Annotated in this window: 15 protein-coding genes; 8 read left to right on the top strand and 7 right to left on the bottom strand. The window is 71.3% G+C overall.

Annotated features, from left to right (window positions below; genetic code table 11):
- Window positions 1–26: 26 nt before the first annotated feature.
- A complete protein-coding gene (locus ACZ58N_RS14395; RefSeq protein WP_471158890.1) occupies window positions 27–653 on the bottom strand; it encodes a LysE/ArgO family amino acid transporter in 627 nt (208 codons plus the stop codon).
- Window positions 654–722: 69 nt separating this feature from the next.
- Here ACZ58N_RS14395 and ACZ58N_RS14390 point away from each other — a divergent pair, with 69 nt between their 5' ends.
- The 3 genes from ACZ58N_RS14390 to corA all read left to right on the top strand — a co-directional run bounded on the left by ACZ58N_RS14390 (window position 723) and on the right by corA (window position 3,288).
- A complete protein-coding gene (locus tag ACZ58N_RS14390; protein ID WP_471159229.1) occupies window positions 723–1,679 on the top strand; it encodes a LysR family transcriptional regulator ArgP in 957 nt (318 codons plus the stop codon).
- A 9-nt stretch (window positions 1,680–1,688) separates the two neighbouring features.
- A complete protein-coding gene (locus tag ACZ58N_RS14385; protein WP_471158888.1) occupies window positions 1,689–2,081 on the top strand; it encodes a TOBE domain-containing protein in 393 nt (130 codons plus the stop codon).
- Window positions 2,082–2,205: 124 nt separating this feature from the next.
- A complete protein-coding gene (gene corA, locus ACZ58N_RS14380; protein WP_471158886.1) occupies window positions 2,206–3,288 on the top strand; it encodes a magnesium/cobalt transporter CorA in 1,083 nt (360 codons plus the stop codon).
- Window positions 3,289–3,352: 64 nt separating this feature from the next.
- Here corA and ACZ58N_RS14375 read toward each other — a convergent pair whose 3' ends face one another.
- Window positions 3,353–4,072, bottom strand: coding sequence for an anti-sigma factor (locus ACZ58N_RS14375; RefSeq protein ID WP_471158884.1), 720 nt, complete (start codon window positions 4,070–4,072; stop codon window positions 3,353–3,355).
- A complete protein-coding gene (gene sigK / locus ACZ58N_RS14370; RefSeq protein WP_471158882.1) occupies window positions 4,069–4,656 on the bottom strand; it encodes an ECF RNA polymerase sigma factor SigK in 588 nt (195 codons plus the stop codon). The genes ACZ58N_RS14375 and sigK overlap by 4 nt, the downstream gene beginning before the upstream one ends.
- A gap of 245 nt (window positions 4,657–4,901) precedes the next feature.
- Here sigK and ACZ58N_RS14365 point away from each other — a divergent pair, with 245 nt between their 5' ends.
- The 4 genes from ACZ58N_RS14365 to ACZ58N_RS14350 all read left to right on the top strand — a co-directional run bounded on the left by ACZ58N_RS14365 (window position 4,902) and on the right by ACZ58N_RS14350 (window position 9,423).
- Window positions 4,902–5,723, top strand: coding sequence for a chitosanase (locus ACZ58N_RS14365; RefSeq protein ID WP_471159227.1), 822 nt, complete (start codon window positions 4,902–4,904; stop codon window positions 5,721–5,723).
- Between the two features lie 190 nt (window positions 5,724–5,913).
- On the top strand, window positions 5,914–6,267 hold the full coding sequence (locus ACZ58N_RS14360) for a DUF805 domain-containing protein (protein ID WP_389702336.1): 354 nt from the start codon (window positions 5,914–5,916) through the stop codon (window positions 6,265–6,267).
- A 234-nt stretch (window positions 6,268–6,501) separates the two neighbouring features.
- Window positions 6,502–8,721, top strand: coding sequence for an NADP-dependent isocitrate dehydrogenase (locus tag ACZ58N_RS14355; protein ID WP_471158880.1), 2,220 nt, complete (start codon window positions 6,502–6,504; stop codon window positions 8,719–8,721).
- Between the two features lie 156 nt (window positions 8,722–8,877).
- Window positions 8,878–9,423, top strand: coding sequence for a GNAT family N-acetyltransferase (locus tag ACZ58N_RS14350; RefSeq protein ID WP_471158878.1), 546 nt, complete (start codon window positions 8,878–8,880; stop codon window positions 9,421–9,423).
- 94 nt (window positions 9,424–9,517) lie between these two features.
- Here the strand turns inward: ACZ58N_RS14350 and ACZ58N_RS14345 are convergent, their stop codons facing one another.
- The 3 genes from ACZ58N_RS14345 to ACZ58N_RS14335 all read right to left on the bottom strand — a co-directional run bounded on the left by ACZ58N_RS14345 (window position 9,518) and on the right by ACZ58N_RS14335 (window position 11,197).
- Complete coding sequence (locus ACZ58N_RS14345) at window positions 9,518–10,438, bottom strand: formylglycine-generating enzyme family protein (RefSeq protein WP_471158876.1); 921 nt, start codon at window positions 10,436–10,438, stop codon at window positions 9,518–9,520.
- A gap of 148 nt (window positions 10,439–10,586) precedes the next feature.
- Window positions 10,587–10,745 carry a hypothetical protein gene (locus ACZ58N_RS14340; protein ID WP_471158874.1) on the bottom strand — a complete coding sequence of 53 codons (159 nt, stop codon included), beginning with the start codon at window positions 10,743–10,745 and terminating at the stop codon, window positions 10,587–10,589.
- A 221-nt stretch (window positions 10,746–10,966) separates the two neighbouring features.
- Window positions 10,967–11,197, bottom strand: coding sequence for a hypothetical protein (locus ACZ58N_RS14335; protein ID WP_471158873.1), 231 nt, complete (start codon window positions 11,195–11,197; stop codon window positions 10,967–10,969).
- A gap of 113 nt (window positions 11,198–11,310) precedes the next feature.
- On the opposite strand from ACZ58N_RS14335, the gene ACZ58N_RS14330 reads away from it, so the two are divergent.
- Window positions 11,311–11,550 (top strand): helix-turn-helix transcriptional regulator, encoded by a 240-nt coding sequence (locus ACZ58N_RS14330; protein WP_471158871.1) that lies wholly within the window; start codon window positions 11,311–11,313, stop codon window positions 11,548–11,550.
- Between the two features lie 252 nt (window positions 11,551–11,802).
- Here ACZ58N_RS14330 and ACZ58N_RS14325 read toward each other — a convergent pair whose 3' ends face one another.
- On the bottom strand, window positions 11,803–12,039 hold the full coding sequence (locus tag ACZ58N_RS14325; protein WP_471158869.1) for a hypothetical protein: 237 nt from the start codon (window positions 12,037–12,039) through the stop codon (window positions 11,803–11,805).
- Between the last annotated feature and the right edge of the window lie 97 nt (window positions 12,040–12,136).

Here is a 12,136-nt window from a genome sequence, read left to right as displayed (position 1 = left end):
TTCGCGGCGGGCGGTACGGGCCGGCCTCAGGCCCGGGCGAGCAGCATCCCGCCCATCGTGACCATCGTCGCGGCGACCAGCCCGTCCAGTACCCGCCATGCGCTCGGTCGGGAGAGCGGGCGGCTGAGGAGTCGGGAGCCGTAGCCGAGCGCACCGAACCAGGTCAGGCTGGCCAGCACCGCGCCGGTACCGAACGCCCACCGCAGGTCGCCGCGCTCCGCAGCCAGGGAGCCGACCAGGAGCACGGTGTCCAGGTAGACGTGCGGGTTGAGCCAGGTCATGGCCAGGCAGGTCAGCACCGCCGCGCGGGCCGACCCGGTGGCGGCGCCGCCACCCGTGCCGAGGGCCGCGTCGGGGTCGGGGCGCAGCACCCGGCGGGCGGCGAGCAGTCCGTAGCAGATCAGGAAGGCGCCGCCGGCGATCCCGACCGCCGTCAGGGCGGCCGGCCAGGCGGTGACGAAAGCCCCGACCCCGGCCACGCCCAGGGCGATCAGCAGGGCGTCCGACACGGCGCAGATGGCGACGACGGGGAACACGGCGTGCCGCCGGGCGCCTTGGCGCAGGACGAAGGCGTTCTGCGCGCCGATGGCCACGATGAGGGAGAGGCCGGTGCCGAAGCCGGCCAGGGCTGCTGTGGTGATGCCGTGGTTCATGTGATCGACGGTAGGCAGCGGCGCGGCGTCAGTACAGCTAAAGATTTTTACGTACCCTTAGCGTTCGTGATGGATGAACTTCCCCTCGAACAGGTACGGACACTCCTCGCGGTGGTCGACGAGGGCACCTTCGACGCGGCGGCCACGGCCCTGCACGTGACGCCGTCCGCCGTCAGCCAGCGCGTGAAGGCCCTCGAACAGCGCACCGGCCGCGTCCTGCTCATGCGGACGAAGCCCGTGCGCCCCACCGAGTCGGGCGAAGTGGTCATCCGGTTCGCCCGGCAGCTGGCCCGGCTGGAACGCGACGCCCGCACCGAACTGGGGATGGGCAGGGCCGACGGCCAGGGCCCGATCCGGCTGCCGATCGCGGTCAACGCGGACTCGCTGGCCACCTGGTTCCTGCCCGCGCTGACCCGGGTGCCGCAGGATCCGCCGGTCTGCTTCGAGCTGTACCGGGAGGACGAGGCACACACGACGGCACTGCTTCGGGAGGGACAGGTGATGGCCGCCGTCACCTCCTCGCCCGACCCGGTCGCGGGCTGCACCGTGCGGACCCTGGGCCTGGCCCGCTATCTCCCCGTGGCGAGCCCCGCCTTCGTCGCCCGACACCTGACGGGCGAGCGGGCCCGGGACCTCGGCGCGGCGCCGGTGATCGTCTTCGACCGGCGCGACGAGCTCCAGGACGGCTACGTCCGCGCCCTCACGGGGGGCCTCGCCGGGGCCTCGCCCGCACGGCACCAGATCCCGACCTCGGAGGGGTTTCGCGACGCGGTGGTCGCCGGGCTCGGCTGGGGCCTGGTCCCCGAGCCGCAGGCCCTGCCCCTGCTGGGGACGGGCGCGCTGGTGCCGCTGGAACCGGCGCCGCCGTTGGACGTCCCGCTGTACTGGCAACAATGGAAGCTGGACTCCCCGGCGCTGGCCGCGGTCGCGGCGATCGTCGCGCAGGCCGCCCTGGAATCCCTGCACCCGCCGGACGCCGCGAGGCCGCCCTCCGGGAGACGACGGGACTTTGACGACAGGCCCTAGGCTTCCGGCATGGAGTCCTACACGATCGGTCAGGCGGCCCGGCTGCTGGGCGTCAGCGTCGACACCGCCCGCCGGTGGGCCGACGCCGACCGGTTCCCCACCCGGCGCGAGGGAAGCCGGCGGATGGTGGACGGGCCGGACCTGGCCGCGTTCTGCGTGGAAGCCGCGCGGGAGGGCACGGAGGGCGACGAGGCCCCGTCCAGCTCGGTGCGCAACTCCTTCCCCGGCATCGTCACCGGCGTACTGCTCGGCACGGTCGACGCGCAGGTCGAGATCCAGGCCGGACCGCACCGGATCGTATCCCTCCTCACCCGGGAGGCGGTCGAGGAGCTGGGCCTGGAGGTGGGCGCCCGGGCCACCGCCCGGGTCAAGTCCACCAGCGTCTTCGTGGACCGCGGCTGACCGACGTGCCGCCGACCGGCGCGTGGCGCCGGATGCGGGGCGCCGGACGCGGGGCGGCGCCGGGTCCGGCCGCGACGGTGGCAGACTGGCCGCTGATCCGCCGAAGGGGAGTACGCCGTTGTCCATGTTCAGCAGCCTGCGCCGGGCCGTGCGCCGCGGCTACCGGCGGGCCGTCGACCTCAGCCACCCCGCCCGCTCCCCGCTCGGCAGCGCCGTCGTCAACTGCGTGGTCTACCTCGACGGCATCCGTCAGGAAGGCTGTGCGGAGGCCGACGAGGCCCTGCGTCGGGTCCGCAAGGCGGGCGAGGGATTCGTGTGGATCGGCCTCCACGAGCCCTCCCAGGAGGAGCTCGCCGGGCTCGCCGTTCTCTTCGGTCTGCACCCGCTCGCCGTCGAGGACGCCGTCAACGCGCACCAGCGGCCCAAGGTGGAGCGCTACGACGACACCCTCTTCGCCGTCTTCAAGACCGTCCGTTACGTCGAGCACGAGGAACTGACGGCGACCAGCGAGGTCGTCGAGACCGGCGAGATGATGGCCTTCGTCGGACCGGACTTCGTCATCACCATCCGGCACGGCGGTCGGGGCACCCTCGGCCCCGTCCGTGAAGCGCTCGAAGCGGAGCCGGAGCAGTTGGCGAAGGGACCGGCGGCCGTGCTCCACGCCATGGCGGACCACGTCGTCGACGACTACGTGGCCGTCACGGACGCGGTGCAGAGCGACATGGACGCCGTGGAGACGGCGGTGTTCAGCGAGCACGGCGGCCGGGGCGACGCCGGCCGGATCTACCAGCTCAAGCGCGAACTCCTCGAACTGCGGCGGGCGGTGGCCCCGCTGGGCCGGCCGCTCGAACAACTGGCCACGCAGCCGATACCGGTCATCCCGCCGGAGATCCGCGCCTACTTCCGTGACGTGGCCGACCACCTGACGCGCGCCACCGAGCAGATCGGCGCCTACGACGGCCTCCTGGACTCCATCCTCCAGGCGCACCTCGCGCAGGTGACGGTCGCCCAGAACGAGGACATGCGCAAGATCACCGCCTGGGCGGCGATCGTCGCCGTCCCCACCATGGTCTGCGGGGTCTACGGCATGAACTTCGACCACATGCCCGAGCTGCGCTGGACCTACGGCTACCCGCTGGTCCTCGGGGTCATGGCCGTCGCCTGCTTCGTCATCCACCGCGGTTTCCGCCGCAACGGCTGGCTCTGACGGAGCCGCCCGCCCCCGAACGGAGGGCGGGCCCCCGAGACCCGCCCCGCGGCCGGGGGCCCGCTCAACGGCCCAGGGCCAGCAGCATCAGCGGCGGGCTGGTCGGCTGCGCCGAGCCGCCCGACGGCTCCAGGGTCAGGCCGACCGCCGTCGCCCGCCCCACGGGGCCCGTCAACACGGCCGCGCCGTCCGCGCGGACCAGCCCGGCCGGCCGCATCACCGACCCGTCGGCGAACCACAGCTGGTACGTCCGACCCGCCGGAGCGGCGGGCAGCCCGGAACTGACGAAGGCAGCCCGGTCGCGCGACGCGGACACCACCACCTTCCCCGTCATGCCGGAACCGGGGCGGGTGGTCACCGTGCGGGCGTCCGGGGCGGAGAGCACCGAGGTCAGGTCCTGGAGGGCGATCGCCGTCCGCTGCGCCTGCTCGTGTTCGCGCAGCGCCGCCCCGCCGAGGGCCAGGGCCCCCGCCAGGCAGGCCGCGAGGGCCAGCGGCAGGGCCCGGCGGCGCAGCGCCACGATGCTCCGCCGCGCCGGGGGTTGCTGGCGCACCCCGTCGATGCGGGCGAGGACCGTTCGCCGCATCCCGGGCGGGGCGGGCAGGGCGACCGCGGAACCGAGCCGGGCCGCCGTCGCCGAGAACTCCCGTACGTCCTGGGTGCACAGGGCGCAACGATCCAGGTGCCGTTCGAAGGCGTCCCGCTCGCCGGGGTCGAGCGCGTTCAGGGCGTAGGCCCCGGAGAGCGCGTGGAGCTGTTCCGCGTCGATGCCGGTGCGGCTCATGCCGTGACCCCCATGCAGTCGCGCAGCCGGATCAGTCCGTCGCGCAGCCGAGTCTTGACCGTGGGCAGCGGGGTGTTCAGCCTCTCGGCGACCTCCCGGTAGGTCAGTCCGCCGTAATAGGCCAGGTCGACGGCCTGCCGCTGGAGGTCGGTCAGGCCGCGCACGCAGCGCCGTACCTGCTCGCTCTCCAGCCGGGTCTCCACCTGTTCGCTGACCTCGTCGTACGGGCGGGCGTGCTCGCGCGAGGCGGTGTCCTGTTCGCGGGCCGTCGCGGCCTGCGCGGAACGCACCCGGTCCACGGCACGGCGGTGCGCGATCGTCAGCACCCAGGTCATGACGCCGCCCTTGTCCGCCCGGTAGCGCGGGGCCTGCCGCCAGACCTCGATCAACACCTCCTGGGCCACCTCCTCGGACTGCGCCCGGTCCCGCAGCACCTTGACGACGATGCCGTGCACGGGGCCCGCGATCACGTCGTACAGCGCGGCGAAGGCGTCCTGGTCACCGCGCGCGACGAGCTCCATCAGGGCCGGGAGGTCGGGGGCGGACCGTTCCTGCGGGGCGCCGAAGGGGATGGACTGCCTCACGCCCCTCCCCTCCGCCCGTGCCGTGCGGGGCGCGGTCGCGTACGGGTCATGGCGGGTCCTCCGGGTGGGTGACGGCGGCGGTCATGAGGACTTCGGAGCCGGGACGCGTGCGGATTGGTTTCCTCCGCAGATGGTTCGCGGGGGGTGTCGGCGTCTCCCGATATCTGGTAGGAAAGTTTCCTAACGGAATCGGAAAGCCTCAACCCCCTTACGGAGGCCCTGTGTTCACCCCTCACCGCAAGACGATGACGATCGGCGCCCTGCTCGGCGCGGCCCTGCTCGCGGCCCCGGTCGCGGCGCACGCCACCGCGACCCCGGCGCCCGCGCACGCCCCCGCGACGGCCGCGACGGCCGCCGCCACGGGGCTCGACGACCCGGCGAAGAAGGACATCGCCATGCGGATCGTCTCCAGCGCCGAGAACTCCTCACTGGACTGGCGGGCCCAGTACAAGTACATCGAGGACATAGGCGACGGGCGCGGCTACACCGCCGGGATCATCGGCTTCTGCTCCGGCACCGGCGACATGCTCGACCTCGTCGAGTACTACACCCGGGTCAAGCCGGGCAACGTGCTCGCCAAGTACCTGCCGGCCCTGCGCGACGTCGACGGCAGCGACTCGCACGCGGGCCTCGACCCCGACTTCACCAGGGACTGGGCCAGGGCGGCGCAGGACGCCGAGTTCCAGAAGGCTCAGGACCACGAACGCGACCGGGTCTACTTCAACCCGTCGGTCAAGCAGGGCAAGGCGGACGGCGTGGGAACCCTGGGCCAGTTCATCTACTACGACGCCATCGTCATGCACGGGGACGGTACCGACTCCACCGGCTTCAGCAACATCCGCAAGCGTGCCCTCACCAAGGCCAAGCCCCCGGCCCAGGGCGGCAACGAGACGACCTGGCTCAACGCCTTCCTCGACGCCCGTGTGTGGGCGATGAAGCAGGAGGAGGCGCACAGCGACACCAGTCGCGTCGACACCGCCCAGCGGGTCTTCCTGAAGAAGGGCAACCTGAACCTCGACACCCCGCTCGTCTGGAAGGTCTACGGAGACACCTTCCGCATCGGCTGAGCCGCCACCCGAGCCACCTCCGCACCACCCGCCCCGACCGACGAAGGTTGTCCCAACTGCCTTCGAAACCAAGGGCGGTGGCCTATTTTTGCTCCCCGGAAGTGGCTTGGGTGCGTCGCCCCGAGGGCATAAATCCGGCCCGGCCCCATCCGGTGGGCGGGGCCGTCGATGCCGTCCTCAGGGGGGACTCGTGAACTACTACGTCGACGTCATCAAGCGCTACGCGGACTTCAACGGCCGATCGCGCCGCCAGGAATACTGGATGTTCGTCCTGTGCACCATCCCGGTCGTCATCGTCCTGACGGTCATCGACTTCGCCCTGGGCAGCTACCCGGTCATCACCTGGATCTACACCCTGGCCGTGTTCCTTCCCACGCTGGGCCTCAGCGTCCGGCGGCTGCACGACACCGGCAGGTCCGGATGGTGGTACCTGGTCGGCCTGATCCCGTTCGTCGGCTGGATCTGGATGATCGTCCTCATGGCCACCGAGGGTGACGCCGGACCGAACGTGTACGGCGCGAGCCCCAAGCAGATCCACGCCTGAAAGACCCGCTCTCCCGGCGTCGCCGCCGACCGATCACGGTCGCCGGCGACGCCTTCGACGTTCCACAGCCGGTCCGCAGCCGCTCCGCAACCGTTGCGCCCCGTTCCGTCCGAAGGTGATGCGCGTCTCGTCCGACTTGGGGCAGGGGGCTGTCCGGGCCGGCCCGATCACGAGATATCTTGATGTCGAGCAATGTTGCAGACGAGAGACGCAGACTGTGGAGCGGAGCATCCGGTGACTGACTCGACCATCATCTACACGCACACTGACGAGGCCCCGGCCCTCGCGACGTATTCCTTCCTGCCTGTGATCCAGGCGTACGCGTCGACGGCCGGTGTGAATGTCGAGACCCGTGACATCTCCCTGGCCGGTCGGATCATCGCCAGCTTCCCCGAGCACCTTGAGGAGAGCCAGCGGATCGCCGACGCCCTCGCCGAGCTCGGCGAACTGGCGAAGACCCCCGAAGCCAACATCATCAAGCTTCCCAACATCTCGGCCTCGATCCCGCAGCTGAAGGCCGCGGTCGCCGAGCTCCAGGGCCAGGGCTACGCACTTCCGAACTACCCGGACGACCCGAAGACCGACGAGGAGCGCGAGATCCGCGCCCGCTACGACAAGGTCAAGGGAAGCGCCGTCAACCCGGTCCTGCGCGAGGGCAACTCCGACCGCCGCGCCCCCGCCTCGGTGAAGAACTACGCCAAGGCCCACCCGCACCGCATGGGCGCCTGGACCTCCGAGTCGAAGACGAACGTCGCCACCATGGGCGCGAACGACTTCCGCTCCACCGAGAAGTCCACCGTGATCTCCGAGGCCGGCACCCTGCGCATCGAGCACGTCGCCGCCGACGGCACCACCACCGTGCTGCGCGAGTCCGTACCGGTCCTCGCCGGTGAGGTCGTGGACGCGTCCGTCCTGCACGTCGACGCCCTGCGCACCTTCCTCAACGACCAGATCGAGCGTGCCAAGGCCGAGGACGTCCTGTTCTCCGTGCACCTCAAGGCCACGATGATGAAGGTCTCCGACCCGATCATCTTCGGTCACGTGGTCCGCGCCTTCCTCCCGAAGACCTTCGCGCGCTACGGCGAGACCCTCGCCGCCGCCGGCCTGTCCCCGAACGACGGCCTCGGCGCCGTCCTGAACGGCCTGGCCGCCCTGCCCGACGGCGACGCGATCAAGGCCTCGATCGACGCCGAGATCGCCGAGGGCCCGGCCCTCGCCATGGTCGACTCCGACAAGGGCATCACGAACCTGCACGTCCCGTCCGACGTCATCGTCGACGCCTCGATGCCGGCCATGATCCGCACCTCCGGCCACATGTGGGGCCCGGACGGCGCCGAGGCCGACACCCTCGCCGTCCTGCCGGACAGCAGCTACGCCGGCGTCTACCAGGTCGTCGTCGACGACTGCCGCGCCAACGGCGCCTACGACCCGTCCACGATGGGCTCGGTGCCGAACGTCGGCCTCATGGCCCAGAAGGCCGAGGAGTACGGCAGCCACGACAAGACCTTCGAGATCGCCGCCGCGGGCACCGTCCGCCTCGTCGACGCCGCCGGCAACACGGTCCTGGAGCAGGACGTCGCCAAGGGCGACATCTTCCGCGCCTGCCAGACCAAGGACGCGCCGATCCAGGACTGGGTCAAGCTCGCCGTCACCCGCGCCCGCGCCACCGGCGTCCCGGCCGTCTTCTGGCTGGACGAGGGCCGCGCCCACGACGCGCAGCTGATCGCCAAGGTCAGGACGTACCTCGCCGACCACGACACCGACGGACTCACCATCGAGATCCTGTCCCCGGTCGAGGCCACCGCGTACTCCCTGGAGCGCATCCGCCGCGGCGAGGACACCATCTCCGTCACCGGCAACGTGCTGCGCGACTACCTGACCGACCTCTTCCCGATCCTGGAGCTGGGCACCAGCGCCAAGATGCTGTCGGTCGTCCCGCTGATGAACGGCGGCGGACTCTTCGAGACCGGCGCCGGCGGCTCCGCCCCGAAGCACGTCCAGCAGCTCGTCAAGGAGAACTACCTCCGCTGGGACTCCCTCGGTGAGTTCCTCGCGCTGGCCGTCTCCTTCGAGCACCTCGCGACCACCACCGGCAACGCCCGCGCCCAGGTGCTGGCCGACACCCTGGACCGCGCCACCGGCACCTTCCTCAACGAGGACAAGTCGCCGAGCCGCAAGCTGGGCGGCATCGACAACCGCGGCAGCCACTTCTACCTCGCCCTGTACTGGGCGCAGGAGCTGGCCAAGCAGACCGACGACGCCGAGCTGGCCGCCGCGTTCGGCGCCCTCGCCAAGACGCTGGCCGAGCAGGAGCAGACCATCGTCGACGAGCTCATCGCCGTCCAGGGCTCCCCGGCCGACATCGGCGGGTACTTCCAGCCCGACGCCGCCAAGGCCGCGTCGATCATGCGGCCGTCCGCGACCCTGAACCAGGCGCTCTCGATCCTGGGCTGAGTCCGGATCCCGGTCCACCCCGGGACCCCGCACACGGAACCGCCCCGGCCGGCATCACGCCCGGCCGGGGCGGACCCGTACCCGGGGCGGACCCGTACCCGCGGCGTCCCGCAAACCCGGTTGTGGACCGGCGGGCCCTGCGGCTAGTAAGACCGGATGATCCGAGGAAAGCTGACCGGGTTGCGCGCCCGGCTCCCCGAAGACGTACCCGTGCTCCACGCGGAGCTCCACGAGGACGTCGCCACCCGCTCGCGCGCCGACTCCCGGCCCTGGCGTCCGCTGAGCGCCGCCGGCGGGCACTCCCCGTACGCACCGGCCGCCGCCACCGACGACGCGGCGGTCTTCTCCGTCGTCGACCTGGCCTCCGGCGAACTCGCGGGCGACGCCCTTCTGTGGGGCATCGACACCCACAACCGCGGCGCGCACCTCGGGATCTCGCTGCGCCCGGGCTGCCGCGGCCGGGGCTTCGGCGTCGAGGTCGTGCAGTTGCTGTGCCATTACGGGTTCACCGTGCGCGGACTCCACCGGCTCCAGGTCGACACCCTCGCCGACAACACGGCGATGATCGGCGCCGCCCTGCGGGCCGGCTTCGTCCTGGAGGGCAGGCTACGACGCTCCGCGTGGGTGAGCGGTGCCTTCGTCGACGAGGTGGTCCTCGGGCTGCCGTCCGAGGAGTGGCGGCCGGAGCCCTGGCAACGGTGACATCCGACGGGGAACCGGTGGCCCCGGCTGCGGATCGCGGACCGGCGCCCCGCGCCACCCGGTCCGAGGCATCGAGGCACCCCCTGCCCGCGACTCAGGCCGTCATGGACCCCGCCACCCGGAAGCCGATGTTGCCGGAGGAGCTGTCGGGGGTGTTGCGGGTGCGGGCGGCGACCCGGTACCGGTTGCAGTACGAGTCGTGGCACATGTGGGAGCCGCCCCTCATCGACCGCTCCGGGCCCGCCGGAGCGAACAGGTCGGCGCACCACTCCCACACGTTGCCGACCGTGTTGTAGAGGCCGTACCCGTTGGGCCGGAAGGACTTGGCCGGCGCGGTCCCCGCGTAGCCGTCCGCCCGGGTGTTGTGCCGTGGGAAGTCACCGTTCCAGATGTTGCACATGTACCGTCCGGCCGGGCGGAGTTCGTCCCCCCAGGGGTAGCGGCGCCGCTCCAGGCCACCGCGTGCCGCGTACTCCCACTCCGTCTCCGTGGGCAGCCGGGTCCCGGACCAGGCACAGTACGCCTGGGCGTCGTTCCAGGACACGTGCACGACCGGGTGGTCCTGGCGGGAGGCGAAGGACGTGCCGGGCCCTTCCGGACGGCGCCAGTCGGCTCCGGACACCGCCCGCCACCACGGGGTTCCCGCCACCGCCGGGGAAATCGCCGCGAGTTCGGCGTCGAGGAAACCGGCGAAGACGAAGCTGAAGCCGAAGGACTCCGCTTCCGTGACGTGCCCGGTGGCCTTCACGAACGAGGCGAACTGCGCGTTGGTGACGGTGGTCGGGGCGATGCGGAACGCCCCGACCACCGCCTCCCGGACGGGCCCCTCGCCGTCGGCCGGGAAGCCGTCCGGGTCCTCGGTCCCCATCAGGAAGTGCCCGCCGGGGAGGTCGACGAGACCGCGCCCGGCCCGCCCGGCGGCCGGTTCCGTGCCCGGCCGCGGCCGCGACGGAGCGGGCGCGGTCATGGGCCCGGCGGTTTCCCGGACGGGGCTGCAGCAGGGCTTCGGTGTCATGCGGGTGATCTCCCTGAACGGTTCGTGCGTCTTCGTGCGGCTTCGGATGGCGCGCCCTGCTCCGCCTCGGACCCGGCGCGCCATCCGGCCCGCGGCGGAGCCGGGCGTCAGACGGTGGCCGGGCACCGCCTGACGCCCGACACCCGCGTCAGGCGGCGCGGTCGGCGGCCAACCGGGCCGCCAGGGCCGGTATGCCGAGTGCCTGCTCCTGCTGCGGGGTGGCCTGGTGCAGCAGGTTCCGCAACTGGTGGGGGTCGGCGGCCAGGTCGTAGTACTCGCGGAAGGTGACCTGGCCGGTGCCGGACACCGCACCCGTGGCGTCGGTGTGCAGGTCGTAGTACTCGGTGTACTGCTACCGAGCACCCTCCCCAGCATCGGCGATCACGCTCGGTGGTGTCAGAATGCCTCTGAACAGCTGTGATTGAGTGTCCTTGAGTGAGATTGAGCTTCCTTGAGTGAGACATCTGGCTCTCCCCGACCACTCCCCACTCCCCAGATTCTCCCCAGCCGCCCCCCGAGAAGTGGCGCCTAGTGGCCCGAGGGGCCCGGCTCGTAGCGTAGTCCGGCCCGCGCCGCCGCCCGCAGGCGTTCCGCCTCCATGTGCAGTACGCACTGTCGGCATCCGCGAATGTCGGCTTCGCGGCCCGCCCGTGGGTGGAGGGTTTCGAGGTGCGCCGTCTCCACCGAGCCACGGGTCGGGTGGCGGAAGCAGGTGCCCGCTTGCCACTCGTAAAGGGCGAGGATGTCCTCGGGGTCCATGGCTAAGCCTCCTGTCGGTTCCAGGACGCCTATCGGTCGGTCGATCGGCGTTGATCGAAAAAAGCTTCAATTCTGCTGCTGACAAGTTGATCTTGTTCGGCTGACCTGGGCTGGTGTCAGCAGAACAAGATCAGTGGATTCGCGATGCCCAGAAGGTCGTGGGCGATCGCATCCGCGTAGCCCGGATTCACGAGGGGCTGACACAGGAACGCCTGGCCGAGCTGGCCGGAGTGGACCGGTCGACCATCCAGCGCCTTGAGCGAGGCACGACGGACGCAAAGATCAGCCATCTCTTGCGCATCGCCGCCGTCCTTCGCGTCTCGGTGAAGAGCCTGCTACCGCCAAACGCGTAGGGCAGCTTTCCGGCCACTCACCGCGATTGCCCCAGTCTGCCTGCCCCATGCACGCGTCGGTAGGGGGCCCGTAGATATATGCGTTCGCATCCTGTGTGCGACCTGCGGGAATGTCACCAACCGTCAGGCCCTACCCACTGGTTGACGACTGTTCGCTCGAACATACGTCTGAAACTTTGTTGAAGCGAACGCCTATTCACGGCGGCTGGTACCCGCCCCTCCCCGAGCCGCCGCATGGGGGAGGGGCGGGAGCTATGGGGTGGGGGCGAGCTCGATGTTGTCCACGGCCGTGGACCACTCGATGCCGCGGGCGTCCCGGATGTACGCGAGTCGGCGCGAAGGCGGGCTTTCGGAGGCGAACCCGGAAGGGTCGACGACCACGGCCATCAGCAGGCCGGTCTGGCCGCAGGCGATGTCGCGGACGTGCTTGCCGGTCCATGGGTGGGACTGGTGGCCGAAGCTGTCGGCCCGGGGGGTGCGGGGTTCCACGGCGGTCTCCCTGCCGGTGTCAGCGGGTGGTGGGGATCAGCGTGGCCGCATTGCGGACCGATGGCGAGGACATGGAGAGGACTCTTCCAGGCCGTAA

It is taken from the genome of Streptomyces sp. NPDC040432 (assembly GCF_055595445.1).
This window is presented reverse-complemented; position numbering and strand designations above follow the sequence as displayed.

Bases quoted from the DNA above. Each gene is read 5' to 3' on its own strand.
- ACZ58N_RS14395 (WP_471158890.1), bottom strand. From the start codon at position 653: ATGAACCACGGCATCACCACAGCAGCCCTGGCCGGCTTCGGCACCGGC.
- ACZ58N_RS14390 (WP_471159229.1), top strand. From the start codon at position 723: ATGGATGAACTTCCCCTCGAACAGGTACGGACACTCCTCGCGGTGGTC.
- ACZ58N_RS14385 (WP_471158888.1), top strand. From the start codon at position 1,689: ATGGAGTCCTACACGATCGGTCAGGCGGCCCGGCTGCTGGGCGTCAGC.
- corA (WP_471158886.1), top strand. From the start codon at position 2,206: ATGTTCAGCAGCCTGCGCCGGGCCGTGCGCCGCGGCTACCGGCGGGCC.
- ACZ58N_RS14375 (WP_471158884.1), bottom strand. From the start codon at position 4,072: ATGAGCCGCACCGGCATCGACGCGGAACAGCTCCACGCGCTCTCCGGG.
- ACZ58N_RS14365 (WP_471159227.1), top strand. From the start codon at position 4,902: ATGACGATCGGCGCCCTGCTCGGCGCGGCCCTGCTCGCGGCCCCGGTC.
- ACZ58N_RS14350 (WP_471158878.1), top strand. From the start codon at position 8,878: ATGATCCGAGGAAAGCTGACCGGGTTGCGCGCCCGGCTCCCCGAAGAC.
- ACZ58N_RS14345 (WP_471158876.1), bottom strand. From the start codon at position 10,438: ATGACACCGAAGCCCTGCTGCAGCCCCGTCCGGGAAACCGCCGGGCCC.
- ACZ58N_RS14335 (WP_471158873.1), bottom strand. From the start codon at position 11,197: ATGGACCCCGAGGACATCCTCGCCCTTTACGAGTGGCAAGCGGGCACC.